The 26555-nt window shown below is 77.0% G+C and carries 25 protein-coding genes; 14 read left to right on the top strand and 11 right to left on the bottom strand.

Annotation, left to right across the window (positions count from 1 at the left end; translation table 11 throughout):
- The first annotated feature begins 61 nt into the window (after positions 1–61).
- The 5 genes from WDZ17_RS08595 to whiG all read left to right on the top strand — a co-directional run bounded on the left by WDZ17_RS08595 (position 62) and on the right by whiG (position 5349).
- Complete coding sequence (locus WDZ17_RS08595) at positions 62–442, top strand: YraN family protein (RefSeq protein ID WP_339574735.1); 381 nt, start codon at positions 62–64, stop codon at positions 440–442.
- Positions 442–1983 (top strand): YifB family Mg chelatase-like AAA ATPase, encoded by a 1542-nt coding sequence (locus WDZ17_RS08590; protein WP_339574734.1) that lies wholly within the window; start codon positions 442–444, stop codon positions 1981–1983. The genes WDZ17_RS08595 and WDZ17_RS08590 overlap by 1 nt, the downstream gene beginning before the upstream one ends.
- Entirely contained in the window at positions 1980–3275 is a 1296-nt protein-coding gene (gene dprA / locus WDZ17_RS08585; protein ID WP_339574733.1) for a DNA-processing protein DprA, read from the top strand. The genes WDZ17_RS08590 and dprA overlap by 4 nt, the downstream gene beginning before the upstream one ends.
- Positions 3276–3362: 87 nt before the next feature.
- Entirely contained in the window at positions 3363–4343 is a 981-nt protein-coding gene (locus WDZ17_RS08580) for a tyrosine recombinase XerC (RefSeq protein ID WP_339574732.1), read from the top strand.
- A gap of 151 nt (positions 4344–4494) precedes the next feature.
- Entirely contained in the window at positions 4495–5349 is an 855-nt protein-coding gene (whiG, locus tag WDZ17_RS08575; RefSeq protein WP_339574731.1) for an RNA polymerase sigma factor WhiG, read from the top strand.
- A 43-nt stretch (positions 5350–5392) separates the two neighbouring features.
- On the opposite strand, the gene WDZ17_RS08570 is transcribed toward whiG, so the two are convergent.
- Positions 5393–6064 carry a peptidoglycan DD-metalloendopeptidase family protein gene (locus tag WDZ17_RS08570; protein WP_339574730.1) on the bottom strand — a complete coding sequence of 224 codons (672 nt, stop codon included), beginning with the start codon at positions 6062–6064 and terminating at the stop codon, positions 5393–5395.
- Positions 6065–6457: 393 nt separating this feature from the next.
- On the opposite strand from WDZ17_RS08570, the gene rpsB reads away from it, so the two are divergent.
- Together rpsB and tsf are read left to right on the top strand one after the other, a co-directional pair.
- Complete coding sequence (rpsB, locus tag WDZ17_RS08565) at positions 6458–7477, top strand: 30S ribosomal protein S2 (RefSeq protein ID WP_339574729.1); 1020 nt, start codon at positions 6458–6460, stop codon at positions 7475–7477.
- A gap of 138 nt (positions 7478–7615) precedes the next feature.
- Positions 7616–8449, top strand: a complete 834-nt coding sequence (tsf, locus tag WDZ17_RS08560) for a translation elongation factor Ts (protein ID WP_339574728.1) — start codon at positions 7616–7618, stop codon at positions 8447–8449.
- Between the two features lie 125 nt (positions 8450–8574).
- Here tsf and WDZ17_RS08555 read toward each other — a convergent pair whose 3' ends face one another.
- Positions 8575–9510, bottom strand: a complete 936-nt coding sequence (locus tag WDZ17_RS08555) for an alpha/beta fold hydrolase (protein ID WP_339574727.1) — start codon at positions 9508–9510, stop codon at positions 8575–8577.
- 218 nt (positions 9511–9728) lie between these two features.
- On the opposite strand from WDZ17_RS08555, the gene pyrH reads away from it, so the two are divergent.
- The 6 genes from pyrH (at position 9729) to WDZ17_RS08525 (ending at position 14801) form a co-directional block, all read left to right on the top strand.
- Positions 9729–10454, top strand: a complete 726-nt coding sequence (gene pyrH, locus WDZ17_RS08550) for a UMP kinase (RefSeq protein WP_339574726.1) — start codon at positions 9729–9731, stop codon at positions 10452–10454.
- Positions 10455–10553: 99 nt separating this feature from the next.
- Positions 10554–11111 (top strand): ribosome recycling factor, encoded by a 558-nt coding sequence (gene frr, locus WDZ17_RS08545; RefSeq protein ID WP_339574725.1) that lies wholly within the window; start codon positions 10554–10556, stop codon positions 11109–11111.
- Between the two features lie 92 nt (positions 11112–11203).
- Entirely contained in the window at positions 11204–12187 is a 984-nt protein-coding gene (locus tag WDZ17_RS08540; protein WP_339574724.1) for a phosphatidate cytidylyltransferase, read from the top strand.
- Entirely contained in the window at positions 12184–12789 is a 606-nt protein-coding gene (locus WDZ17_RS08535; RefSeq protein WP_339574723.1) for a histidine phosphatase family protein, read from the top strand. The genes WDZ17_RS08540 and WDZ17_RS08535 overlap by 4 nt, the downstream gene beginning before the upstream one ends.
- Before the next feature lie 46 nt (positions 12790–12835).
- Positions 12836–14077, top strand: a complete 1242-nt coding sequence (gene rlmN, locus WDZ17_RS08530; RefSeq protein WP_339574722.1) for a 23S rRNA (adenine(2503)-C(2))-methyltransferase RlmN — start codon at positions 12836–12838, stop codon at positions 14075–14077.
- 91 nt (positions 14078–14168) lie between these two features.
- Positions 14169–14801: a DivIVA domain-containing protein gene (locus WDZ17_RS08525; RefSeq protein ID WP_339574721.1), complete on the top strand. Its 633-nt coding sequence runs from the start codon at positions 14169–14171 to the stop codon at positions 14799–14801.
- A 65-nt stretch (positions 14802–14866) separates the two neighbouring features.
- Here WDZ17_RS08525 and WDZ17_RS08520 read toward each other — a convergent pair whose 3' ends face one another.
- The gene (locus WDZ17_RS08520; protein WP_339574720.1) at positions 14867–15286 is read right to left on the bottom strand and encodes a pyridoxamine 5'-phosphate oxidase family protein; all 420 of its coding nucleotides are present in this window, start codon (positions 15284–15286) and stop codon (positions 14867–14869) included.
- Positions 15287–15397: 111 nt separating this feature from the next.
- On the opposite strand from WDZ17_RS08520, the gene WDZ17_RS08515 reads away from it, so the two are divergent.
- Positions 15398–17335 (top strand): AMP-binding protein, encoded by a 1938-nt coding sequence (locus WDZ17_RS08515; RefSeq protein ID WP_339574719.1) that lies wholly within the window; start codon positions 15398–15400, stop codon positions 17333–17335.
- 66 nt (positions 17336–17401) lie between these two features.
- Here the strand turns inward: WDZ17_RS08515 and WDZ17_RS08510 are convergent, their stop codons facing one another.
- From WDZ17_RS08510 to WDZ17_RS08475, 8 genes are all read right to left on the bottom strand, one after another.
- Complete coding sequence (locus WDZ17_RS08510) at positions 17402–17788, bottom strand: type II toxin-antitoxin system VapC family toxin (protein WP_339574718.1); 387 nt, start codon at positions 17786–17788, stop codon at positions 17402–17404.
- Between the two features lie 17 nt (positions 17789–17805).
- Complete coding sequence (locus WDZ17_RS08505; protein WP_339574717.1) at positions 17806–18027, bottom strand: hypothetical protein; 222 nt, start codon at positions 18025–18027, stop codon at positions 17806–17808.
- A 49-nt stretch (positions 18028–18076) separates the two neighbouring features.
- Positions 18077–19774 (bottom strand): dipeptide ABC transporter ATP-binding protein, encoded by a 1698-nt coding sequence (locus WDZ17_RS08500; protein WP_422631907.1) that lies wholly within the window; start codon positions 19772–19774, stop codon positions 18077–18079.
- A gap of 131 nt (positions 19775–19905) precedes the next feature.
- The gene (locus WDZ17_RS08495; RefSeq protein ID WP_339574715.1) at positions 19906–21741 is read right to left on the bottom strand and encodes a gamma-glutamyltransferase family protein; all 1836 of its coding nucleotides are present in this window, start codon (positions 21739–21741) and stop codon (positions 19906–19908) included.
- Entirely contained in the window at positions 21738–22718 is a 981-nt protein-coding gene (locus WDZ17_RS08490) for an ABC transporter permease (protein ID WP_339574714.1), read from the bottom strand. The genes WDZ17_RS08495 and WDZ17_RS08490 overlap by 4 nt, the downstream gene beginning before the upstream one ends.
- Complete coding sequence (locus WDZ17_RS08485) at positions 22718–23665, bottom strand: ABC transporter permease (RefSeq protein WP_339574713.1); 948 nt, start codon at positions 23663–23665, stop codon at positions 22718–22720. The genes WDZ17_RS08490 and WDZ17_RS08485 overlap by 1 nt, the downstream gene beginning before the upstream one ends.
- Positions 23666–23668: 3 nt before the next feature.
- Positions 23669–25357, bottom strand: coding sequence for an ABC transporter substrate-binding protein (locus WDZ17_RS08480; RefSeq protein ID WP_339574712.1), 1689 nt, complete (start codon positions 25355–25357; stop codon positions 23669–23671).
- A gap of 264 nt (positions 25358–25621) precedes the next feature.
- A complete protein-coding gene (locus WDZ17_RS08475; RefSeq protein WP_339574711.1) occupies positions 25622–26077 on the bottom strand; it encodes a hypothetical protein in 456 nt (151 codons plus the stop codon).
- Between the last annotated feature and the right edge of the window lie 478 nt (positions 26078–26555).

Raw genomic sequence — 26555 nt, 5'->3', positions numbered from 1 at the left:
CGCCCGCCCGGGCGCGCGCGGGGCCCGCGCGCCCAGCCTCTGCGGCCAGGAGGTGGTGGCCGTGCGGACGAGCGACGCGGTGGGCAGGTACGGCGAGCAGGTGGCGGTGGCGCACCTGGAGGCGGCGGGGATGCGGGTGGTGGCCCGCAACTGGCGGTGCGTCGACCCGGTGCGGGGCGAGCTCGACGTCGTGGCGCGCGACGGCGACGTCCTCGTCGCGGTGGAGGTCAAGACCCGACGGTGCGGGCCGGACGGGGCACCGGGCGCGGGGCACCCCTTCGAGGCCGTGACGCCGGTCAAGGCGGCACGGGTCCGGCGTCTGCTCGTCGCGTTCGCCGAGCGGAGCGGCGAGCGCGCCCCCTCCCTGCGGGTGGACGCCGTCGCGGTCCTCCGCCCGACCCGGGGCCCCGCCCTCGTCGAGCACCTGCGCGGGGTGGCGTGATGGGGCTGGGCGCCACGCGCGGCGTCGCGCTCGTCGGGCTGGCCGGCGCGGTCGTCGACGTCGAGGCCTTCGTCACCCCCGGGCTGCCGGCCTTCGTCGTCACGGGCCTGCCCGACACCTCCCTGGGGCAGTCGCGGGACCGGGTGCGCGCCGCGCTGTCCGGCATCGGCTGCTCCCTGCCGTCCCGCCGGGTGACGGTCAACCTCTCGCCCGCGTCGCTGCCCAAGCAGGGGGCCGGCTTCGACCTCGCGGTCGCGGTCGCCGTCCTCGCCGCCGAGGGGGTGCTGGCGCGCGAGGTCGTCCGCGGGTGGACGCACCTCGGCGAGCTGGGCCTCGACGGGCGCCTGCGTCCCGTCCGGGGCGTGCTGCCCGCCGTCGTCGCGTCCGTGGCCGCCGGCCTGCCGCGCGTGGTCGTGCCGGTGGAGAACGCCGCCGAGGCCGAGCTCGTGCCGGGGGCGCAGGTGCGGGGGGCCTCCAGCCTCGCCGCGGTCGTGCGCGGCCACGGCGGCGACGTCGACGCCGGGTGCGAGCCGGACGACGACGACCTGCCCGGGCGCCGCCGCGCGGTCGAGCCGCGCCCGGTGCCCGACCTCGCGGACGTCGTGGGCCAGGTCGAGGCGCGGCGGGCCGTCGAGGTCGCCGCCGCGGGCGGGCACCACCTGCTGATGCTGGGGCCGCCGGGCGCCGGCAAGACGATGCTGGCCGCCCGCCTGCCCGGCCTCCTGCCCGACCTGGAGGACGCCGAGGCGGTCGAGGTCACGGCGGTGCACTCGGTGGCCGGCACCTTCGACGCCGCGGGCGGCCTGCTGCGCCGCCCGCCCTTCGAGGACCCGCACCACACGGCGACCACGCCCTCGGTCGTCGGCGGCGGCAGCGGGGTCGTCCGCCCCGGGGCCGCCTCCCGCGCGCACCGCGGCGTGCTCTTCCTCGACGAGGCGCCCGAGTTCCGCAAGGACGTGCTGGAGGCGCTGCGGCAGCCGCTCGAGCAGGGGAGCCTCGTCATCGCCCGTGCGGGCGGGGCGGCGCGCTACCCCGCCCGCTTCCAGCTCGTGATGGCGGCCAACCCGTGCCCGTGCGGGCGGGCGACGGGCAAGGGCGACGGCTGCTCCTGCGCCCCGGTGGAGCGCCGGAGGTACCTCGCGCGGCTGTCGGGGCCGCTCCTGGACCGGGTCGACCTCCAGGTCGAGGTGACGGCGCCGTCGCGCGCCGCCCTGGCCGCGGCGGAGCCCGGCGAGGCCACCGCGCCCGTCGCGGGTCGCGTCCGCGCGGCGCGCGCCGCGCAGGCGCAGCGCCTGCAGGGCTCCGGCGCGCGGTGCAACGGCGAGGCGCCCGGGTCGCTGCTGCGCGGGCGGCTGCGACTGCCCCCGCCCGTCGTGGCGGACCTCGACGCGGCGCTGGACCGCGGCCGGCTCACCGTGCGCGGCTACGACCGGGTGCTGCGGACCGCGTGGACGCTCGCCGACCTCGACGGCGCCGGCACGCCGGACCGCGACCACGTCGGGGCGGCGCTGCTGCTCCGCCTGCGCGGGCGGGCCGCGTGAGCGCCCCCCGGCCCCCGCTGGGCGGTCTCCCGCCCGACGGGCTCCCGCTCGACGGCCTCCCGCTCGACGGGCTCCCGTCCGGGGGTCAGGACCTGCCCGCGTGGGCGGGCGAGGACCGCTGGGCCCGGGCGGCGTGGAGCCGGCTGGCCGAGCCGGGCGACGCCGTCGCCGCCGCGCTGCGGACGGCCCTCGGCCCCGTCGGCGCGCTCGCGCTCGTGCTCGCCGGGGGAGCGGACGACGCCGTCCCCGCCCTCGAGCGTGCGACGGCGAGCCCGCGGGCGCGGGCGGCGCTGCGGACCGGGCTCGAGCGGTGGCGCACGCGCCTGCCCGGTCTCGACCCCCGTCGCGACGCCGACGTGGTGGCGCGCCTCGGGGGGCGCGTGGTCGTCCCCGGCGACGACGAGTGGCCCCGCCGGCTGGGCGACCTCGGGGACGCGTGCCCGCCCTGCCTGTGGGTGCGCGGCGCCGGCCGCCTGGGGCCGCTGGTGGAGCGCTCGGCCGCGCTCGTGGGGTCGCGGGCGGCGTCCGCCTACGGGGAGCACGTCGCCGGCGAGCTCGCGGCGGGCCTCGCCGAGCAGCACGTGACCGTGGTCTCCGGCGGTGCCTTCGGCATCGACGCGGCCGCGCACCGGGCGGCCCTGGCGGTCGGCGGGGCGACGGTGGCGGTGCTCGCCTGCGGGGTGGACCGCGCCTACCCGGTGGCGCACGAGCCGCTGCTCGCCCGCATCGCCGCCGAGCACGTCGTCGTCAGCGAGCAGCCTCCGGGCTCCGCGCCCACGCGGTGGCGGTTCCTGGAGCGCAACCGGCTCGTGGCGGCCGGCTCCGGCGCCGTGGTCGTCGTGGAGGCGGCGTGGCGCTCCGGCGCCCTCAGCACGGCCACCCGTGCCGCGGCTCTCCTGCGCCCGCTCGGAGCCGTCCCGGGACCGGTGACCTCGAGCACGTCGGCGGGCTGCCACCGGATCATGCGCGAGCTGCAGGCGACGTGCGTCACGGAGGCGGCCGACGTCGTCGAGCTCGTGGACGCCGCCGACGGGGCGGCCCGGCCGCGCGGCGGCCCCGCCGACCCGCCCCGCCACCGCCCGCTCGAGGGGCTCGAGGGCGACGACCTCCGCGTGGCCGACGCCCTGCCCGTGCGGCGCGGCGCCCCTGCCGCGTCGGTGGCCCGTGCCGCCGGGCTGACCGAGCGCGAGGTCGTCGCCGCTCTCGGCCGGCTCTCGCTGTCCGGGCACGCGGACCAGGTCGGCGCCGACGAGCGCGGGAGCCTCTGGCGTCGTGGTGACCCGTCCCGCTGACGCCGGTCCGCCCCGGGGCGCGCAGCCGCCGTGCCCGGTGCTCGCCCGTCCTTGCCCCCGGGGTCGGTGCTGCTGCACCGTGGTGCCGTGACGGGGGCGGGGACGCAGCGGGGGAGCGACGACGGGACGGCCGAGGACGACGTCGGCGACGTCGGCGCCCTGCCGCGCGGGGCGGCGGGGCTGCTCGACCGCTTCGCCGAGCACCTGGCGGTCGAGCGGGGCCGGTCGCCGCACACGGTGCGGGCCTACACCGGCGACGTGCGCCGGCTGCTCGTGCACGCCGCGGGGCGGGGCTGCGGCGACGTGGACGACCTCGACCTGGCGCACCTGCGCGCCTGGCTCGCCGGCGACGGCGGGCGGCCGTCGGCGCGGGCGACCACGGCACGCCGGGCGGCGTCGGCACGGGCCTTCACCTCCTGGCTGGCCCGCACGGGGCGGGTGGGCGTGGACGTGGGGGCCCGGCTGCGGTCACCCGGGCGCGGCGGCTCCCTCCCCGGGGTGCTCACCGGCAGCACGGTCACGGCCGTGCTCGCCCGGGCGCAGGAGGCGGCCGCGGGCGGCGACCCGGTCGCGCTGCGGGACCACGCAGCCCTGGAGCTGCTCTACGCGACGGGGGTCCGGGTCGGCGAGCTCGTCGGCCTCGACGTGGGCGACGTCGACCGCACCCGCTGGACCGTCCGGGTGATGGGCAAGGGCTCGCGGGAGAGGGTCGTGCCCTTCGGGGCGCCGGCGGACGCGGCCGTCGGCCGCTGGCTCGCGGGCGGCAGACCGGCGCTCGCGCGCGGTACGACGGGGTCGGCGCTGCTGCTCGGCGTGCGCGGCGGGCGGTGGGACCAGCGGTCCGCCCGCGAGGTCGTCGCACGGACCGGTCGGAAAGTTGTGTCACGAGCCGTAACTCCGCATACCCTGCGTCACAGCGCGGCGACACACCTGCTCGACGGAGGGGCTGATCTGAGGAGCGTCCAGGAGCTGCTGGGGCACGCCAGCCTGGCCACCACCCAGCTCTACACGCACGTCTCGGTGGACCGGTTGCGAGCCGGCTACCACCAGGCGCACCCACGGGCATGAGCCGGCCGGGGGACGGGGCGGGCGGGGACCGGTCCGCCCGCGGGGCTGCTCCGAAGGTGGGCTGCGCGCCCTGCCGTCCGACCGACCCGACCGTTGACCCACCCGACACCGCCCCCGTGAGGCCCGGGGCACGACGACCCGAGGAGGCCGCGTGAGCCAGCGCACTCCGTCGGCGGGACGCCGTCCTCCCCCCGCGCCGACGACCGCCCCCGAGGACGCGGAGCGGGAGCCCACGCCGGCCGAGGTGGCCGAGGCCGCCGTCCGCGAGCTCTGGGTGCGCTTCAAGACGACCGGGGACGCCGCGGTCCGCGAGCGGCTGATCCTCCACTACTCGCCGCTGGTGAAGTTCGTCGCCGGTCGGGTCGGGGTGGGGCTGCCCTCGAACGTGGAGCAGGCGGACCTGGTCTCCTACGGCGTCTTCGGGCTCATCGACGCGATCGAGAAGTACGACCTCGAGCGGGCCATCAAGTTCGAGACGTACGCGATCCAGCGGATCCGCGGCGCCATCATCGACGAGCTGCGCGCCCTCGACTGGATCCCGCGGTCGGTGCGCAGCAAGGCGCGCGAGGTCGAGAAGACCTACGCCGAGCTCGAGGCGACGCTGCACCGCACGCCCACCGAGCCCGAGGTGGCCGCGAGGCTGGGGGTGCCGCTCAAGGAGCTGCACCACATCTTCAGCCAGGTGTCCTACGTCAACCTCGTGGCGCTGGACGAGCTCCTCACGGGAGGGGAGAAGGGCGACAGCCTCTCCCTCGGCGACACGCTCGAGGACACCCGCGCCGAGGACCCGGTCATGGCCTTCGAGGGCGAGGAGACGAAGTTCCTCCTCGCCCGGGCCATCGACCAGCTCTCGGAGCGGGAGAAGATCGTCGTCACGCTCTACTACTACGAGGGCATGACGCTGGCCGAGATCGGGCGCGTCCTCGGCGTCACGGAGTCCCGCATCTGCCAGATGCACTCCAAGGCCGTGCTGCAGCTGCGGACGAAGCTGGCCGACGCCGGCTGACCGCGCGGCGGCGGCCGGGCCACGCAGCGCCGACGCCGACCGGCTACCCGGCCCGCAGCCGCGGCGGCAGGGGGAGCAGCACCGGCGGGGAGGGTGGCGCCAGCAGCGAGAGCGGGTCCAGGTAGGGCGCCGAGCGTCCCTCGCCGCGGCGTACCCCCCAGTGCAGGCACCCCGGGCAGTGCGCCCCCTGCGCCGACAGCCGCCCCACCACGGCGCCCCGGGCGACGGGCGTGCCGACGGCGGGCGCGTCCGCGACCGGCTCGAGGGTCGTCCGCAGGCCCGCGGCGTGCTCGACGACGACGACCGCCCGGTCGACGACCCGCCGGGAGAGCACGACGCGGCCGTCGGCGGGGGAGCGCACCGGCGCGCCCGGGACGGACGCGAGGTCGACGCCGCGGTGGCCCGGCGACCAGCGCTGCGCCGGGGCCGTGAAGGGGCGCACGACCGCCGGCCGCCCCGCGAGGGGCCAGGACCAGCGGGCCGCCGTCCCCACGTCCTGCGGCGCGGGCGGGGCGGCCGGTGCCGGCGGGGCCGGGGGGGTCGACCCGCCTGGCGCCGGCGGGGCGGCGGGGGCGGACCAGCCCGTCGTCGTGGGGGTGCCGCCCCCGGCGTCGGGCACGGCGGTCGCCGAGGGGGACGAGGCCGCGCCGAGCAGCAGCAGCGCGACGACCGCGGGGAGCCGGACGGTGCGCGGGGCGGTGCGGGCTCTGGTCACCGGCAGGAGCGTGGCCGTGACGACGACCCCGTCGGACCGGCCGGGTCCGACGGTGGACACGCGCCGCCCGTCGCGGCCTGTGGACGGCGCGGCCTGTGGACGGCGCGGCCTGCGGACGGCGCGGCCTGCGGACGGCGCGGCCGGGCGGCGGGCCCGCCGGCGCGGGAGCGCGGCGGGAGGTCCGCGGCCTCCCAGGGCGTACTCTTCTCCCGGGGTCGGCCCAGGCCGACCTACTTCGCGCGCCCGCGCACCGCCGTCCCCGGTGGTGGCGCGCCTCCCGGTCCGGACCGCACCGCGGTCCGGGGCAGGTGCGTCGCGGGTGCCAGGGCCGGGTCCGCAGGGGATCCCGGCGACCAACCGGAGCCGCCCGCGGGCGGCGCGAGAGGACCACCCATGGCCGTCGTCACGATGCGCCAGCTGCTGGAGAGCGGTGTCCACTTCGGGCACCAGACCCGCCGCTGGAACCCGAAGATGAAGCGCTTCATCTTCACCGAGCGCAACGGCATCTACATCATCGACCTCCAGCAGTCGCTGACGTACATCGACCGTGCGTACGAGTTCGTCAAGGAGACCGTCGCCCACGGCGGCTCGGTCCTGTTCGTCGGCACGAAGAAGCAGGCGCAGGAGCCGCTCGCCGAGCAGGCCACCCGGGTGGGCATGCCCTACGTCAACCAGCGCTGGCTGGGCGGGATGCTGACGAACTTCCAGACGGTGAGCAAGCGTCTCGCGCGCATGAAGGAGCTCGACCTCGTCGACTTCGACGACGTCGCCGCCAGCGGGCGGACGAAGAAGGAGCTCCTCATGATGCGGCGGGAGAAGGACAAGCTCGACCGCACGCTCGGCGGCATCCGCGACATGGCGCGCACCCCCAGCGCCGTGTGGATCGTCGACACGAACAAGGAGCACCTGGCGGTCGACGAGGCCAAGAAGCTCGGCATCCCGATCGTCGCCGTCGTCGACACCAACTGCGACCCCGACGTCGTCGACTTCCGGATCCCCGGCAACGACGACGCCATCCGGTCGGTGACGCTGCTCACCCGCGTCGTGGCCGACGCCGTGGCCGAGGGCCTCGTGCAGCGCGCCGGTGGCGGCCAGCGCTCGGACGGCGGCCAGGAGTCCGAGCCGCTCGCCGAGTGGGAGCGCGAGCTGCTCGGCCAGGGGCCCGACCAGTCCGGCGCGTCGCAGGGTCACGCCGCCCGCGGTGGCGACTCCGAGGCGGAGGCCGTCGAGGGCTCCGTCGCGGACGCCGACGCGCAGCAGGTCGCCGAGGCGGCCGCCGGCGAGAGCACGGACGCGGCCCCGGCCGAGGCCGCGACCGGCGAGCCCGCGGACGCCCAGCCCGCGGACGCCCAGCCCGCGGACGCCCAGCCCGCGGACGCCCAGCCCGCGGACGCCCAGCCCTCGCAGGCCTGAGCCGCCGCGGGCGCAGGCCGCCCGCGCCCCGCACGACCGCCGCTCCCGCACCGGGCCCCGCCGCCGCGGGGCCCGGTGCGGCGCGTCGGACCCCGCAGCGCCCGGCGCTGCCCCTCCACCTCACGAGGAGAGACGGACATGGCGTACACCGCCGCTGACATCAGGACGCTCCGCGAGACGACCGGCGCGGGCATGCTCGACTGCAAGAAGGCCCTGGAGGAGTCCGACGGCGACCTCGCCGGCGCCCAGGAGTTCCTGCGCGTCAAGGGCCTCAAGGGCGTGACCAAGCGCGAGGGCCGCACCGCCTCGAACGGCCTCGTCGCCGCGCACGTCGACGGCGGCGTCGGCACGCTCGTCGAGGTGAACTGCGAGACGGACTTCGTCGCCAAGAGCGAGCCGTTCGGCCGGCTCGCGCAGCGTGTGCTCGACCAGGCGGTGGCCGTCGGCGCCGCCGACGCCGAGACGCTGCTCGGCTCCGACCTGGACGGGAAGTCGGTCCAGCAGGTGCTCGACGAGGGCAACGCCTCGCTGGGCGAGAAGATCGAGGTCCGTCGCGTGGCGCGCCTCGAGGGCGACCGCGTCGTCTCCTACCTGCACCGCACGAGCCCCGACCTGCCGCCGCAGATCGGCGCCATCGTCGCCGTCCGCGGCGACCAGGGCGCCGAGGTCGGTCGCGACGTCGCCATGCACGCGGCGGCCATGAGCCCGACCTTCCTCTCCCGCGAGGAGGTGTCCGAGGAGGTCGTCGCGAACGAGCGTCGCCTGGCCGAGGAGACCGCCCGCGAGGAGGGCCGCCCCGAGCAGGCGATGCCCAAGATCATCGAGGGTCGTGTCAACGGCTACTTCAAGGACAACGTGCTGCTCGAGCAGGCCTTCGCCAAGGAGGCCAAGAAGACGGTCGGCGCCTACGTGCGGGACGCCGGCGTCGAGGTCACCGGCTTCGCGCGCTTCCGCGTCGGCGCCACGGCCTGAGGCCGCCGCACCACGACGACGAGGGCCCGCCCTCCCCGCTCGGGGAGGGCGGGCCCTCGTGCGTCCCGCGTCACGACCGGGCCACCGCCGGGCCCGGTCCCGCCGTGCGTCGTCGCCGGGTCGGCTCAGGCGCCGCTGCCACCTGCGCCGGCGGACCTCACCAGACGCAGCAGCGCGTCCGCCACGGCGTGGGGCGCCTCGAGCGCCGTGAGGTGCCCCGACCCGGGGACCACCACGAGGTCGGCGTCCGGTCGGTCCGCGTGCAGCTCGCGGGCGCGCCGGTGGGGCGGGGTCGCCGCGTCGTCCTCCCCGAACAGGAGCAGCACCGGCCCGGGGAAGTCGCGGAGCGCCCCGGTCGTGTCACGGCGGTCCGCGAGCGCCCGGGCGACCCAGGCCACACCGTCGGGCCGCTGGCCGCGGATCGTGGCGGCGACGCGCTCGGCGAGCTCCGGGCGCTCCCGGCGGGCGCGCTCGGACAGGCCCTCCTGCACGGAGCCCATGACGGCGTCCAGCCCCTCGGGCCCGAGGACCCGCTCGGCGACCTCCCGGCGCGGGCCGGCCTCGTCCGGCGGCCCCAGCCGGGTCGTCGTGTCCAGCAGGGCGAGCGCCAGGAGACGCTCGGGGGCGCGACCGGCGAGCAGCGCCGCCACGTAGCCCCCCGTCGAGAGGCCCGCGACCACGGCGGAGGACGCGCCGAGGTCGTCGAGCGCCGCCAGGACGGCCACGGCGGCCACGTCCAGGTCGGGTGCGACGTCCGGCACCGCCGACCCGCCCAGTCCGGGCAGGTCGACGGCGACCACCCGGCAGGTCCCGGTCAGCAGCGGGACGACGTCGTCCCACATCGATCGGTCGAGCGGGAAGGCGTGCAGCAGGACCACGACCGGCGCCCCCGGCCCGGGCCCGTCGTGGACCGAGCGTGCGAGGACCGGGCGGTCGTCCCCGGCCCGGTCGTCCCCGGCCCGGTCGTCCCCGGCACGGTCGTCCCCGGCCCGGTCGTCCCCTGCCAGGTCGTCCTCGGGCCCGCTCGCCGCGGCGCCCACCTCGTCCCGGGACGTCGTCACCCGGTACCCCCTCGCTGCTCGGCGCGCACCTGGTCCGCTCGTGGATCGGGCAGACTGCCCCGGGCGCACCGGCAGCCCAGCACCCACGGCGCCCGGACGCCACCGGGCAGGCGGCCGACGGCCGGGGAGCCCCGGACCTGACGCCCGAGGACGTGACGCCCGAGACCGGCTGATCCGCGCACCGCCCGCCACAGCACCGTCCCACCCCGAGGAGCCCCGTGAGCCCGACGACGCCCGCCCGACCCCGCCGTGTGCTCCTCAAGCTCTCGGGCGAGACCTTCGGCGGCGGTGCCACCGGTGTCGACCCCGACGTGGTCAACCGCGTGGCCGCGGAGATCGCCGACGCGGTGCGCGAGGGCGTGCAGGTGTCCGTCGTCGTCGGCGGCGGCAACTTCTTCCGCGGCGCCGAGCTGTCCCAGCGGGGGATGGACCGCTCCCGCGCCGACTACATGGGCATGCTCGGGACGGTGATGAACGCGCTCGCGCTCCAGGACTTCCTCGAGCAGAAGGGGGTCGAGACGCGGGTCCAGAGCGCCATCACGATGGGCCAGGTGGCGGAGCCGTACATCCCGCGCCGCGCGATCCGGCACCTGGAGAAGGGCCGCGTGGTCATCTTCGGCGCCGGCGCGGGCATGCCCTTCTTCTCCACCGACACCGTCGCGGCGCAGCGTGCGCTCGAGACGCACTCCGACGTGGTCCTCATGGCCAAGAACGGCGTCGACGCCGTCTACACCGCGGACCCGCGCCGCGACCCGTCCGCGGAGCGGCTCGAGCACCTCACGTACGCGGACGCCCTGGCGCGCGGGCTCAAGGTGCTCGACGCCACCGCCTTCAGCCTCTGCATGGACAACGGGCTGCCCATGGTCGTCTTCGGCATGGGCGACGGCGACGTGGCGGCGGCGGTCCGGGGTGAGAAGATCGGCACGCTCGTCGAGGCCGGCTGAGCGCCGCCCCCGGCACCCCACCAGGCCAGGACGCACCACCAGCAGCGAGCGCGCGCTCCGCCCCTCGGGCGGTGCGGCGGCGCGACGAAGGAGCCCCGAGTGATCGACGACACCCTCCTCGATGCCGAGGACAAGATGGACAAGGCCGTCGAGGTCGCCAAGGAGGACCTCGCGGCGATCCGCACCGGGCGCGCCAACCCCGCGATGTTCTCCAAGGTCATGGTCGACTACTACGGCGCCCCGACGCCGCTGCAGCAGCTGGCGTCCGTCGCGGCCCCCGAGGCCCGCACCGTGCTGGTCAGCCCCTTCGACCGCAGCACGCTCGGCTCCGTCGAGCGCGCCCTGCGCGACTCCGACCTCGGCGTGAACCCCAGCAACGACGGCAACGTCATCCGGCTGCAGATGCCGGAGCTCACCGCCGAGCGGCGCCGCGACTACGTCAAGCTCGCCCGCACGAAGGGCGAGGACGGCAAGATCACCGTCCGGGGCGTCCGTCGCCGGGCGAAGGAGGAGCTCGACCGCATCGCCAAGGACGGCGAGGCGGGGGAGGACGAGGTGGGCCGCGCCGAGAAGGAGCTGGAGCGGCTCACGAAGGTCCACGTCGACGCCATCGACGACATGCTCAAGCGCAAGGAGAACGACCTGCTCGACGTGTGACCCGCGCCCAGCACGACGTACCGCGGTGGTCCCGACCCCGGGGCCGCCGCCGACCCGGCGACGGCGCCGGTGGACCAGCGCGAGGAGGACCCGTGGCGAGCGACCGCAGACCGACCGGTACGTCGCCCGACCCCGTCCCGGGGGCCCCGACGACGGCCGGGCCGACGACGACGGGGCCGACGACGACGGGGCCGACGACGACGGGGCCGACGACGGCCGGGCCGACGACGGCGGGTGCTGCCCCGCCGCCCCCGGCTCCCCGTCGTCGCAGCGCGGGGCGCGACCTCCCCGCCGCCATCGGCGTGGGCCTGCTCATCGGCGGCGTGTTCCTCGCCTCGTTGCTGCTGCTGCGACCGGCCTTCCTCGTCTTCGTCCTCGTCGCCGCCGTCGTGGGGGTGCTCGAGGTGTCCGCGGCGCTCGCCGAGCGTCACCTCGTCGTGCCGCGGGTGCCCGTCCTCGTCGGAGGGGCGCTGCTGCTCGTCGCGGCCTACGTCGAGGGCGCGGAGGCGGCGCTCGTCGTCTTCGGCCTCACCTGCGTGGTCGTGGCGGCGTGGCGCGTCGCCGAGGGGCGCGACGGCGCCGTCCGCGACGTCGCGGCGGGCCTGCTCGCCCTGGCCTGGATCCCGCTCCTGGCCTCCGCGGTCGTCCTCATGCTCGCCCAGCCGGACGGGCAGATGAGGGTGCTCGTCTTCGTCGCGGCCGTCGTCGCGAGCGACGTCGGCGGCTACGCCGCCGGGGCCACGCTCGGGCGCCACCCCCTCGCGCCGTCGGTGAGCCCGAAGAAGTCCCGCGAGGGGCTCGCCGGCTCCGTGCTCCTGTCGCTCGTCGTCGGCGCCGCCGGGGTCGTCCTGCTCCTCGACGGGCCGTGGTGGGCGGGCGTGCTGCTCGGCGCGCTCGTCGGGCTGACCGCCACCTTCGGCGACCTCGCGGAGTCCATGCTCAAGCGCGACCTCGGCATCAAGGACATGGGCACCACGCTGCCCGGCCACGGGGGCGTCATGGACCGGCTCGACTCGCTGCTCGTCACCGCGCCCGTCGCCTGGGTGGTGCTGGCGCTGCTGGTGCCCGCCTCGTGACCGCGGACGCCCCGGGGGCCCCGGGCGCGAGGGGCGGCGCCGAGGTCGTGCTGCACCTCGTCCGGCACGGTCGACCGCTCGTCGACCCCTCCCGGCCGCCGTCGACGTGGGGGTTGCACCCCGAGCACACGGGCGGGGTGACGGCCCTGCGCGAGAGCGGGGTGCTGCCCGGGCGCGCCCGGTGGGTGTGCTCGGCGGAGCCCAAGGCCCGCGAGACCGCCGGGCTCCTCACCGACGCCGACGTCGCCGTCGACCCGGCGCTGGGGGAGCAGGCGCGCCCCGCCGGCTGGCTCGACGACTACGCGGTGCGCATCCACCGCTCGCTCGTCAGCCAGGGCGCGCCGGCCGCCCCGGGCTGGGAGACGGCGGCCAGCACGCGCGAGCGCGTCGTCGCCGCGGTGGACGTCCACGCCGCCGCGGCGGCGCGGGACGGGGTCCGCGACCTGGTGCTCGTCGGCCACGGGACGGCCTGGACGCTGCTCGTCGCGGCGCTCACCGGCCGCCCCGTGGACCTCGTCGCCTGGGAGCGGCTGCTCCTGCCGGACACGTGCGCGGTCGCCGGTCGCGAGCTCGTCCGCCGCTGGGGGACCTGGCGGGGCTGAGTGCCGGGCGCCAGGGGCCGGCCCGGCGTGCGACCCTGGAGCCGCCATGCCTCCCGCCCCCGGTCAGCTGACCTTCTCCGCCCCGCGCCGCGGCAAGCCGCCGCGCCACCTCGCCGACCTCGCGCCCGACGAGCGCGCCGCCGCCGTCGCCGAGCTCGGCCTGCCGGCCTTCCGGGCCAAGCAGCTCTCGACGCACTACTTCGAGCGGCTGGTCACCGACCCCGCGCAGATGACGGACCTGCCGAAGGGCCGCCGCGAGGAGGTGGTCGCCGCGCTCCTGCCGACGCTGCTCACCCCGGTGCGGGAGATGACCGCCGACGGCGGGGCGACCCGCAAGGCCCTGTGGCGCCTGCACGACGGGGCGCTCGTCGAGAGCGTGCTCATGAAGTACCCCGGGCGCGTCACCCTCTGCCTGTCCAGCCAGGCGGGGTGCGGCATGAACTGCCCCTTCTGCGCGACCGGGCAGGCCGGGCTCACCCGCAACCTCTCCACCGCCGAGATCGTCGAGCAGGTCGTCGCGGCCGCGCGCTCCCTCGTCGCCGAGACCCGTGACGGGGACCGGGAGCGGACGACGTCCGCGGACGGCAACGGCGACGCGACGGGAGACGTCGGCGAGGCGCTGCGGGTCAGCAACGTCGTCTTCATGGGGATGGGCGAGGCGCTCGCCAACTACCGGTCGGCGATCGCCGCCGTCCGCCGCATGGTGGCGCCGGCTCCCGAGGGCCTCGGCATGTCGGCCCGGGGGATCACCATGTCGACCGTGGGCCTGGTGCCGGCGATCGACCGGCTGGCGGGCGAGGGCATCCCGATGACGCTGGCCCTCAGCCTGCACGCGCCCGACGACGAGCTGCGCGACGAGCTCGTGCCGATCAACACGCGGTGGAAGGTGGGCGAGGCGCTCGACGCCGCGCGCCGCTACTTCGAGGCCACCGGGCGTCGCGTGTCCATCGAGTACGCGCTGATCCGCGACGTCAACGACCAGGCGTGGCGGGCGGACCTGCTCGGCACCGAGCTGAACCGTCGAGGGCGTGGCTGGGTGCACGTCAACCCCATCCCGCTCAACCCCACCCCGGGGTCGCGCTGGACCGCGTCCGACCCGCGGGTGGAGCGGACCTTCGTCGAGCGGCTGCGGGCGCACGGCGTCCCCACCACCGTGCGCGACACGCGCGGTCGTGACATCGACGGCGCCTGCGGCCAGCTCGCCGCCGCGGACCTCGCGCAGCCGTCGGCCGGCGGTCCCGCGGGCGCGCCGGTCCCGCTCACGCTCGGGTCCTCGCGCCGCGACTGACGCCCGGTCGGCCCGGACGCGCACGCGTGCCCCCGGGTCCCCTCGCGCGCCTCGGCGGGCGGCGGCGGGCTCTCTGGCAGAGTCCTCGCCCGTGGACGCCTTCCCCCGGGTCGGGCGGCTCTCGCGCGGCTACGACGCCGCGCAGGTCGACGACTTCTTCGCCGCGGCCCGCCAGGCGTACGAGCGCCTCGGCGGACGCCCCCCCGGCGAGGGCGACGACGTGCCCGGGGGCGGGGTGCGCTCGAGCGGCGTGCCGGCGGCGCGGGCGGGGTCGGCGCTCGACCTCACCTCCGAGGAGGTCCGCTCCACCTGCTTCGACCTGCACCGCCACGGCTACGACGTCGTCGCCGTGGACGCGGCGCTGGCCCGGCTCGAGGACGCCGTCGCCCGGCACGAGCGGGAGCTCTCCGTCGCCCGGCGCGGCCGGGACGCCTACCTGGAGGACCTCGCCGCGCGGGCGCGGACCGTCACCGGCCGCCTGCGCCGCCGTCGCGGCGAGCGGGCGGCGCGGGCCTCCGGGCTGCACCGCGGCTACCACGTGGGCGAGGTCGACGACCTGTGCGACCGCCTGCGCGGCTACTTCGACGACGGCGACGCCCTCGCCGTCGACGAGGTGCGCGGCGCCGTCTTCCGCGCCCGGCGCGGCCGGCGCGCCTACGCCGAGGCCCCCGTGGACGCGCTGCTCGCGCGGGCCGTCGAGGTGATGGTGACCGCGCCGGACTGACCCCGGCGTCCGGCCCCCGTCGCCCGGCCCCCGTCGTGCGGCCCCCGGCGGCGCCTCCGGGGCTCTCAGCCCGCGGGCGGGGGTACCCGGCCGAGGACGCGGTCGACGGTGATGGCGAGGACGACGCGGCGCGGGTTCTCCCGCGGCGTGCGGTAGCGGGCGGCGTAGCGCTGCTCGCCGTCGCGCACCGCCGCGGCGTCGCGGAGCACCTCCACGGGTCCCTCGAGCGTGAGCCAGCGACCGCCGTCCACCTGGCACACGGCGGCGCGCCCGTGGCGGGCGGCCAGCCGCGCCTTGACCGAGTCGCCGGAGGTGATGACGCGCACCAGGCCCTGCTCGTCGTCCCACGTGAAGCCGACGGGCACGACGTGCGGGCTGCCGTCGCCGCGCAGCGACGTCAGGGTCGCCAGGTGCCGCTCCGCGAGGAAGGCGAGCACGTGCTCGGGCAGCGCCCGCGGGTCCAGGCCGGAGGGGGAGGGGCTCACGGGCACCGAGCCTGCCAGCCCCGCGAGTCCGCCGGCCCGCCGCTCCCCGGCCCGCCGTGCTCCGGCCGGCCGCTGGGGCGCCGCCCGACGCGCGTCGGCCAGGATGGGGCCATGACGACGGGGTCGCAGGGCACGGGCAGCGTCACCGCGGGCGGGGCGTGGGAGGCCGCGCACCGGCGGTCGCTGGAGGACCCCGACGCCTTCTGGCTCGAGGCGGCGCGGTCGATCAGCTGGATCCGCCGCCCGACGAGGGCGCTGGACCCGGCCGCCAACGCGGCGGAGGGCGCCGTCCTCCCGCGGTGGTTCCGCGGCGCGACGCTCAGCACCGCGTACAACTGCCTCGACCGGCACGTGGTCGCCGGCCGGGGGGACCAGGCCGCGGTCGTCCACCACAGCGCGTACACCGGCGAGCGGCGCACCCTGACCTACGCCGAGCTGCTCGACCAGTCGGCCCGGCTCGCCGGCGCCCTGCGCGCGCTCGGCGTCGACCGGGGCGACCGCGTCCTGCTCTACCTGCCGATGGTCCCCGAGGCCGTCGTCGCCATGCTCGCGTGCGCGCGCATCGGCGCCGTCCACGTCGTCGTCTTCGGCGGCTTCGCCGCCGCCGAGCTCGCCGCCCGCGTCGACGACGCGCAGCCGGTCGTCGTCGTCACCGCCTCGTGCGGGCTCGAGCCGTCCCGGGTCGTGGAGTACATGCCCCTGCTCGAGGCGGCCCTGGCCCGCGCCGAGCACGCGCCCGCGCACTGCGTCGTCCTCCAGCGGCCGCAGGTGACCGCGGACCTCGTGCCGGGGCGGGACCTGACGTGGGCCGAGGTCCTGCGCCCGGGGGCGGCGCCGCCCGCCGAGTGCGTCGAGGTCGCGGCCACCGACCCGCTCTACGTGCTGCACACCTCGGGGACGACGGGCCGCCCCAAGGGGGTGGTGCGCGACCACGGCGGCCACGCGGTCGCTCTCGCGTGGTCGGTGCGCCACCTCTTCGGCCTGGAGGCGGGCGACGTCGTCCTCACGGCCAGCGACGTGGGATGGGTCGTCGGCCACTCCTACATCGTCTACGGGCCCCTGCTCGCGGGGTGCACGACGGTGCTCTACGAGGGCAAGCCGGTGGGCACGCCCGACGCCGGCGAGCTGTGGCGCGCCGTGGAGGAGCACGGCGTCGCCGTCCTCTTCACCGCGCCCACCGCGGTGCGGGCCGTCCGCGCCCGGGACCCGGAGCTGGCGCTCGCCGAGGGGCACGACCGGTCGAGCCTGCGGGCGCTGTACCTGGCGGGGGAGCGGCTCGACCCCGACACGTGGGCCTGGGCGGGCGAGCACCTGGGCGTCCCCGTCGTCGACAACTGGTGGCAGACCGAGACCGGCTGGCCGATCGCCTGCTCGCCGCGGGGCCTGCAGGAGCTGCCGCTCAAGCCCGGCTCGCCGTCGGTCCCCTCGCCCGGCTACGACGTCCGCGTCCTCGACGCCGCCGGGCGCGAGGTCGGGCCGGGGGAGGAGGGGGCGCTGTGCCTGCGCCTGCCGCTGCCGCCGGGCACGCTCGTCGGGGTCTGGGGCGGCGACGACGGCCTGCGCGCCTCCGCGCTGGCCGCGTTCCCCGGCTCCTACGTCACCGGGGACGGCGGCTCGGTCGACGAGGACGGCTACGTGCGGGTGCTGGGGCGCACCGACGACGTCGTCAACGTCGCCGGGCACCGGTTCTCGGCGGGGCAGCTGGAGGCCGCGGTCATCGGCCACCCGGACGTCGCCGAGTGCGCCGTCGTCGGCGTCGCCGACGCCCTGCGGGGCCAGGAGCCGCGCGCCCTCGTCGTCCTCACGACCACGGCGACGGCACCACCGCAGGAGGTCGCCGCGCAGGTCGTCCAGCGGGTCCGCGACGAGGTCGGGGCCGTCGCCTCGCTGCGGCGCGTCGACGTCGTCGCGGCGCTGCCGAAGACCCGGTCCGGGAAGGTGCTCCGCCGGACGCTGCGGGAGATCGCCGACGGCCTCGACCCGGCGGTGCCGAGCACCATCGAGGACCGGTCGGTGCTGGAGGGCCTGCGGCACCTGCTGCGGCGCTGAGGACCGCCGGTGCCGCCGTCGGCCGGCTGCCCTGCTCGGCCGGCGACCGGCCACGGGGACTTCGCGTCAGTCCGGCACCACCGTCACCGGGCAGCGGAGGCCGGGGGCCCGGCTGAGCCGGCCGTCAGCGGTGACGAGGGCGCAGCCGAGGGCCTCGGCGAGGGCGACGTAGGTGGCGTCGTACGCGCTGACGGCCCCCCGCAGCTCCCAGATCCTCGCGAGGACGGGGGTGGCGGGATGGCGTCGTAGCCCGAGCCGCTGCCAGGTGCCCAGGGCAGCATGCCCGTGGGAGGCGCTGAGGCGGCCGGCGGCGACGTGCCGGCGCAGGACGCTCGCCACCTCGCTGTCCGCGAGGTGCGGGGCGTGCAGCCGCTCGTCGCGGACGAGCGCGCGGGCGGTGCCGGCGTTCAGCAGGACGTTGACCGCCGCGGAGGAGTCGAGGACGAGGGCCACGGGTCGGCAGGGACCGCTCAGCGGGCCGCGCGCTCGTCGTCGACCGCGTCGAGCGTCACGCTCGTCGGGACGTCGAGGTGGGGCAGGGCGGACAGCAGCGCCGGGTTGTCGACCCGACGGGTGGACTCGTCCAGCTCCCGCACGGCGACGGCGGCGACGGAGGTGGACTGCAGGTCGGCGAGGCGGCGAAGGCGTGCCACCAGCTCGTCAGGGACGTTGCGCAGGTAGAGGGTCGACATGTCGCAGGATGCTAGCGTCGCGCCACCTGCTCGCACCATGTCACGGAGTTCATCCCGCGCGGGCCGCGTAGAACTCGGCACCGGGGATGGCCGCGAGCAGCTCGCGCGTGTAGTCCTCGCGGGGGGAGCCCATGACCTGGTCGGTGCTGCCGCGCTCGACGAGCCGGCCGCCGCGCATGACGGCGACCTCGTGGGCGACCTGGCGCACGACCGCCAGGTCGTGGGTGATGAAGAGGTAGGCGACGCCCAGGTCCTCCTGCAGCTCGGCGAGCAGCTGCAGGACCTGGTCCTGGACGAGGACGTCGAGGGCCGAGACGGCCTCGTCGAGGACGACGAGCCGCGGCTCGACCGCCAGGGCCCGGGCGATGGCGACGCGCTGGCGCTGCCCGCCCGAGAGCTCCGCGGGACGGCGCTGCGCGGACTCCCGCGGCAGGGACACCTGGTCGAGGAGCTCGCCCACGCGGCGTCGCCGTGAGGCGCGGTCGCCCTCGCCGAAGACCCGCAGCGGCTCGTCGACGAGGCGCTCGACGCTCATCGTCGGGTCCAGCGAGGCGTAGGGGTCCTGGAAGACGGGCTGCATGGCGCGTCGCACGGCGCGCCGCCGGGCCCCGGAGGTCTCGCCGACGACGTCGTCGCCGACGAGGAGCCGCCCGGACGTGGGCGCCTCCAGCCCGAGGGCCAGGCGGGCGAGCGTCGTCTTGCCCGAGCCCGACTCGCCGACGACGGCCGTCGTCGTGCCGGCGGCGACGGCGAGCGAGACGCCGTCCACGGCCGTGATCTCGCCGTTCCCGCGTCCCCGGACCCGGTAGGTCTTCGTGACGTCCTCGACCCGGAGCACCGGGGCGCCGTCGGCGGTGTCGTGCCGGCGGGGCCCCGTGACGCCGTCGGCGCGCGCGCGGACGGAGGCACGCGCCGCGCTGACGCTCGGCGCCGCCGCGACGAGCCGGCGGGTGTACTCGTGCTGCGGGTCGACGAGCAGCCGAGCGGCCGGGCCGCTCTCGACGACGCGCCCCCTCGACATGACGACGACGGTGTCCGCGCGGTCGGCGGCGAGCCCGAGGTCGTGCGTGACGAGGAGCATCGACGTGCCCCGGCTCGTGGCCGTGGCCTCGGTGAGGTGCTCGAGGTGGTCGAGGATCTGCCGCTGCACCGTGACGTCGAGCGCGGAGGTCGGCTCGTCGGCGACGAGCAGCCGCGGCTCGCACGCCAGGGCGATCGCGATGAGCACGCGCTGGCGCATGCCGCCGGAGAACTCGTGCGGGAACGCGCGGGCCCGGCGCGCGGCGTCGGGGATCCCGGCCAGGCCGAGCAGCTCGACGGCGCGCTCCCTCGCCGCGCGTCCGGAGGCGAGGCCGTGGGCACGCAGGACCTCCTCGACCTGCGCGCCGACGCGCATGACGGGGTTGAGGTTGCTCATCGGGTCCTGCGGGACGAGGCCGACCTCGCGCCCGCGCAGGCGCAGCAGCCGGGCGTCCGAGGCGTGCGTGACGTCCTCGCCGGCGAAGGAGATCGTCCCGGCGGCCACGCGACCGCTGCCGGGCAGCAGGCCGATGAGCGCCGCGGCCGTCGTCGACTTCCCCGAGCCGGACTCGCCCACGACGGCGACGCGCTCGCCCTCGCGCACGAGCAGGTCCACGTCCTGCACGGCGGGCACCTCGTCGTCACCGGTGCGGTAGGTCACCGTGAGCCCCCGCACCTCGAGCAGCGGCGGGCCGAAGACCCTCTCGGGCACCGCGTCCGCGACCACCGGGGCGTCGGTCTCGTCGCGCCCGCCCGCGACCCGGGCGCGCAGCGCCCGGAAGGCACCGCCGGCACCGGCCGCGGCGCGGCCCCTGAGCCCACCCCCCGCCGCGTCGTCGGCCGCACGACCCACCCGGCTCACCGCCCCACCGCGTAGCCCTGGTCGCCGCGGGGGTTGGCCGCGGCCTGCAGCAGGCCCGTCGCCGGGTCCCGCGTGACGACGGACAGCCGTCCGAGCGCCCAGTCCCCGGCGCGGGTGACGACGTGCCCGCGGCGCTCGAGGGAGCCGATGACGTCCTCGCCCAGGCGGTCCTCGACGACGGCGCCGCCCGGCGTCCAGGTGCGCGGCCAGAACGAGCCGGCCATCGACGTCGTGTGCAGCGCCGGCGCGTCGACCGCCTGCTGCGGGGTGTACCCGCCGAGGAGCGTGCGCAGCAGGTAGGTCAGCTGCCACTGGTCCTGCTGGTCGCCGCCCGGGGAGCCCAGCCCGGCGACGGGGACGCCGTCGCGCAGCAGCAGGGTCGGCGTCAGCGTCGTCCGCGGCCGTCGGCCCGGGCGCAGCGTCGACGGCGAGCCCTCCTCCAGCCAGGTCATCTGCAGCCGGGTGCCGAGGCAGAAGCCGAGCTCGGGCACGGTCGGCGAGGACTGCAGCCACCCGCCCGACGGCGTCGCGGAGACGACGGTGCCCCAGCGGTCGACGACGTCGAGGTGGCACGTGTCCCCGCGGGTCGAGCCGGAGCGCGCCACCGTCGGCTCCCCGGCCGCGCCGCCCGCGGCCGTGGCGTCGTAGGTCTCGCGCAGCGGCGGCACGAACGGGGTGCGGCCGTCGGGCGAGCCGGGGCGCAGGACGTGGCTCGCGTCGTCGCCGACCAGAGCGCGCCGCTCGGCCGTGTACGCGGTCGAGAGCAGGGTGGTGAGGGGGACCTGCTCCTCCTCCGGGCCCGGGTCGCCGTACCAGCAGTCCCGGTCCGCGAGCGCGAGCTTGAGGGCCTCGAGGACGACGTGCGCGCCGTCCGCCGTCGACGGGTCGACCTCGGCGGGGGAGAAGGTGTCGAGCAGCGCCATCGCCTGGAGCAGCACCGGGCCCTGCCCCCACGCCGCCGTCTTCGCGACCGTGACGCCCATGACGTCGAGCGTCACGGCGTCCTCGAAGCCGGCGGAGAACTCCGCCATGTCCTCCCCGCGCAGGACCCCGGCGTGGTCGGTCCCGCTCGCGTGGCGGTGCGGGGTGCGGACGAAGGCGTCGACGGCGTCGGCGACGAAGCCCTCGCCCCAGGCCGAGCGGGCCGCCTCGACCCGCGCCTCGCGGCTCGGACGGCCCCGGCCGGCGTCGACGAGCCGTTCCAGGACGGCGGCGTAGGTGGGGTTCTCGATGCTCGTGCCGGCGGTCGGAGCCGCGCCCGAGGGCATCCACAGCGCCGCCGACGTCGGCCAGTGCTCGGTGAAGAGCTCTGCGACACCGGTGATCGTGGTGCCGACCCGGGCGAGCACCGGGTGGCCGTGCCGCGCGTAGCCGACGGCGTACGCGAGGACGTCGGCGAGCTCCCACGTGCCCCGGTCGCGCAGGAGCACGAGCCAGGCGTCCACGGCACCGGGCACGGCGGCCGCCAGCGCCCCGGCCCCGGGGACGAGGTCGAGCCCCTCGGCGCGGAAGTGCTCCGGGGTGGCGGCCGCGGGCGCCGGCCCCTGCCCCATGAGGACCTGCGGCGGAGCGCCGTCCGCCGTCGCGACCAGCCCGGTGACGTCCCCGCCGGGCCCGTTGAGGTGCGGCTCGACGACGTGCAGCACGAAGGCAGCCGCGCACGCGGCGTCGACGGCGGTGCCACCTCGTTCCAGCACGGACATGGCCGTGCCGGAGGCGATCCAGTGCGTCGTCGCGGCCATCCCGAAGGTGCCCTGGAGCGTCGGGCGGGTGGGCTGCTCCGCCGCCGACGGCGGCCGGACGAAGGTGGTCGACGGGCTGGTCGTGCTCATCGGGCGGCTGCCTTCTGCCGGCGGCGGCGCCGGGCGGGGACGGTGAGGGGGTCGAGGGCGTCGCGCAGCGCGTCGCCGAAGAGGTTGAAGCCCAGGCAGATCACGGCGATCGCGACGCCGGGGAAGACCGCCGCGGACGGTGCGCGCAGGAGGTACTGCTGGGCGTCGGAGAGCATGATCCCGAGGCTCGGCGTCGGGGGCTGGATGCCGAGGCCGAGGAAGGACAGCAGCGCCTCGCCGATGACGGCCGTCGGCATGATGATCGTCGCCTGGACGATGATCGCCGAGGCCGCGTTGGGCAGGACGTGCCGCGCCAGGATCCGCGGCCCGGACGCGTCCATGGTGCGGGCGGCGTCGACGAAGGGGCGTCCGCGGGTGCGGAGCGTCTCGGCCCGCACGACCCGGATCATCGTCGGGACCGCGGCGACGCCGAGCGCGACCGCCGCGTTGCCCAGGCTCGCCCCGCCGATCGCCGCCAGGCCCACGGCGACGATGAGGAAGGGGAAGGCCAGCAGCAGGTCCGTCAGCCGGGAGACGACGGCGTCCACGCCCCTCCACCACCCGGCGACGAGGCCGAGCGGGACGCCGACGACGACGGCGAGGCCCACGGCGAGAGCACCGACCTCCAGCGACGCCCGCAGGCCGAAGAGGATGCGCGAGAGGACGTCCCGGCCGAGGTCGTCGGTGCCCAGGAGGTACCCGACGGTGAGCGGCCGCTGGAACGGCGTCTCGAAGTGCACCTCCGTCGGCCCGTACGGGGCGAGCAGCGGCGCCAGCAGCGCTCCGAGCACGACGACGGCGAGCAGCGCGAGCCCGACGACGCCCTTGGGGTCGCGCACGACCTTCCGCAGCACGCGGCCCCGGCCGCCACCGAGGCCGTCACCGCCGCCACCGAGGGGAGCGCCCGCCGGAGCGCCGCCGCCGGGCTCCGCCGTCCTGCCCGTCTCCGCCCGCGCGCTGGGCGTCGCCGTGGCCATCAGGCGTCCACCCGCACGCGCGGGTCGAGCAACGAGTAGAGCGCGTCGACGGCGAGGTTGATGACGACGTAGAAGGCGGTCACGAGGATGACGACCGCCTGGATCACCGCGTAGTCGCGGGTGAACACGGCGTCGAGCGTCAGCCGCCCGAGCCCCGGCAGGCCGAAGATCCGCTCGGTGACGACGGCCCCCGAGATGAGCCCGCCGAGCTGCAGCCCGACGACCGTCACGACGACGACGAGGCTGTTGCGCAGCGCGTAGCGCCCGAGCACGCGGCGGGACGAGAGGCCCTTGGCGCGGGCGGTGCGGACGAAGTCCGCCGAGAGCGTCTCCAGCATCGAGGCGCGGGTCTGGCGCATGACGACGGCCGAGATCGCCGTCCCCAGCACGAAGGCCGGCATGGTGAGGTGCCACAGGGCGCGCAGGGGGTCCTCCAGGGGCGAGACGTAGCCGGAGGCGGGGAACAGGCCCAGCCCGACGGCGAGGACGAGGACGGCGAGGATGCCGATCCAGAAGCTCGGGACCGACAGCAGCAGCACGGACGTCGAAGAGACGGCCCACTCCTGCCAGCGGCCGCGGCGGACGGCGGCGACGACGCCCGCGCCGACCCCGAAGAGCACCGCGACGAGCAGCGCGTAGAGGGACAACCACGCGGTGACGGGCAGCGTCGTCGCGATGAGGTCGGCGACCGGCTGGCCGGTACGGGTCGAGTCGCCGAGGTCTCCGCTGAGCAGCTGTCCGACGTAGTGCCCGTACTGCACGGGCAGCGACTGGTCGAGCCCCAGCTCGGCGCGGACGGCGGCGACCTGCTCGGGGGTCGCCTCCTCGCCGGCGAGCGCCAGCGCGGGGTCGCCCGGCAGCGCGCGGACGCCGAGGAACACGACGACCGAGGCGAGCACGAGCGTGACGAGCGACTGCCAGGCGCGGTGGAAGAGGTAGCGGCCCACAGGTCATCCCTCCCGGGCGGTGGTGTCGTCGGCGTCGGCCGTGAAGGCCACGCGGGACAGGCGCACGACGCCGTCGGCAAAGGTCTGGACGCCGGCGACCTCGTCCGCGAAGGCGGTGAGGTTGCGCTGCCGGTAGAGGTAGACGACGGGGTCGTCCTCCTGGACCTTCTCGACGACCCGGCCGTACACCTCGGCGCGCTCGGCCGTCTCGGTGCCGGAGGCGGCCTCGACGAGCAGGGCGTCCATCTCCTCGTCGGAGTAGCCCGAGTAGTTGTTCCCGGCGCCGGTGGACAGGAAGTTCTGGGTGTTGGCCGCCGGGTCCACGCGACCCGACCAGCCGAGCTGCAGCATCCGGAAGTCGCCGCGGCTCTGGACGTCGAGGAGGGTCGAGTACTCGACCGGGGAGATGCGCAGGTCGAAGCCGCCCTCCTGGACGGACGCCTGCAGCGCCTGCCCGAGCCGCAGGGAGTCCGGCGTGTTGGAGATCTGCATGTCGATCTGCAGCGGCGGCTCGACGCCGGCCGCACGCAGCAGCTCCAGCGACGCCTGCGGGTCGTGCTCGGGGCAGGCCTCGCTCGCCGGGGTGCTGAAGGGGCTGTCCGGGCTGATCGGGGAGCAGGCCGGGTCGAACCACCCGTTGAAGACGGAGGCCACGAGCGCCTCGCGGTCCACGGCGAGGGAGAAGGCGTTCCGCACCCGGGCGTCCTGCGCCTCGGGGGTCTCCACCTCGCCCGGGGGCTCCCCGGTGCCGTCGACGTTGCCGACGTTGAAGGTGACCGCCTGGTAGCCCAGGGAGCCGGTCTGCAGCAGCGTGATGCCGTCCTCGCGGGAGAGGGCGTCGGCGTCCTGCGTGGACACGGTGTCCACCACCTGGACGTCGCCCGAGCGAAGGTTGGCGGCGCGGATGGAGGCGTCGGTCATGATCCGGTAGGTGATCGAGTCCAGGTGCACCTCGTCGGCGGCGTAGTACAGCGGGTCGCGCTCGACGACGATCTCGGTCTGCGGCACGCGCTCGACGAAGCGGAAGGGGCCGACGCAGGTCGGCGAGCTGCCGAAGTCCTCGCCCAGCTCGTCGAGGGCGGTCGGCGACATGATCATCCCGGCCCGGTCGGCCAGCGCGGCGGTGATGGGCGCGAACGGCGTCTCGTAGGTGAGGCGCACGTGCGTGGCGTCCGTCGCCGTGATGTCGGCGACCGGGCCCATCTCGCTGGCGCGCGAGGAGTCGGGCAGGTCGAGGTGGCGCTGCAGCGTCGTGGCCACGGCCTCGGCGTCGAACGGCGTCCCGTCGGCGAAGACGACGCCCTCGCGGACGGGGATCACCACCTCGAGGCCGTCCTCGGAGACGGTCGGCAGGTCGGTCGCCAGCTGCGGCACCAGCTCGCCGCTCGCGTCGATGTCGTAGAGCTTCTCGCAGATCGACGCCATGACGTAGCGGGTGTAGAGGGAGGAGGACGTCGTCGGGTCCAGCACGTCGGGCTCCGCGGACAGGCCCATGACGAGGTCCCCGCCGTCGGTGACGGGCGTGTCGCCGACCGGCTCCCCGACGGTGTCCGCCCGTTCGACGGTCGAGCTCGTGTCCTGGACGGCGTAGCAGGAGGACAGGGCCAGGGTCGCGGCCAGGGCGACGACGGCCGCCCGTCCTGCCCTCCTCCGGCTCCGGTCGTGCCGGCCCGCTCGACCGCGTGCTCTCACCAGGGGACCTCCTCCGCGTCGTCGTGCGGGCTGCTCGCCGGTGCCCGACCGACGGGCCCCCCGGGCTCGCGGGGACGCTACGACCGATCCGTCCCGGGTGGGGCGGTCCGGGCCCGACCCGCCAAAGGTCGGTGATCGGACCTCGCCCCGACGGGGCGAGGTCCGGGCCGTCAGGCCTCGACGGACGGGGCACCGTGGCGCGCGGGCGGCCGTGCCGTCGTCGGTGAGGGCTGCGGGGTCGTCGTGGCGCCCCGCCACGACGCGTCAGGTGGTCGTGGGGCGCCGGCGCCGGTGCGCCGCGTCGACGGCTCCCACCGCGCCGAGGACCACGGCCGTCAGGAAGAACAGGCCCACGGGGTGGAGGAAGGCCAGGAACTCCAGCCCGGACCCCCACCCGCTGAGCTGGTAGCGCACGGCGACGACAGCCGCCACGACGACCTGGGGGACGACGAGGACGGTGCCGGTGGCCACGTAGGCGAGGTAGCTCGCCCGGGCCCGCCAGGCCAGGACGGCCGCCACGGGCACCACTGCGTAGGCGAGCCACCACAGCCAGCCGGTGACGAAGGTCGTGTCGTAGGTGGTCCCGTCCACCGTCGTGGCTCCGGGGGCGGTCACCAGGGCCAGCGCTCCGACAGCGGCCGAGAGCGCCCCGACGGGCAGCACCACGCGTCGAGCCGCCCGGTGCGGGCGGGTCGGTGCGTCCTCCTGCCGGACGGCCATGGTGGACCCTCTCACCTCCGACGTCAGCCCCGCCGCCGTTTCCCGAGGCCGCTCGCGACGACCGGAGCCCTGCTGGGCCGCGTCTGCTCGGAGCGTCGTCGTCCTCGCCGCCGGTGCTCCCCGCGGACCGGTGGCGCCTTCGGGTCGGCGCCGCCGGCCTCCCGTGCCAGGCCCCTGCGGGGGGACTGGCCGTCCGGACGGGTCACCGGGACGCGAGAGCCGCAGCCCGTGCCCGACCAGCCGCTGACCTGGTTGGTCACCGGTACGTGGTCGTTGCTGGGACGCCGCGCTCGAGGCGTCGTCGTGGGCGTCGTCGTGGGCGTCGTCGTGCGCGTCGTCGCATCCTCGACGGTGGGCTCCCCTCGGTCGTGGATGTCCGGCCTGCTGGACCGAGCGTCAGCTCCGAGCCTCCACCGGACCCGGTACGTGGTCCAGCCGGCTGAGCGACCGGGAGTTCGCCCGGCACCCGCTCCGGCGG

This window comes from Pseudokineococcus basanitobsidens (assembly GCF_037482545.1).
Taxonomy (GTDB): Bacteria; Actinomycetota; Actinomycetes; order Actinomycetales; family Quadrisphaeraceae; genus Pseudokineococcus; species Pseudokineococcus basanitobsidens.
This window is presented reverse-complemented; position numbering and strand designations above follow the sequence as displayed.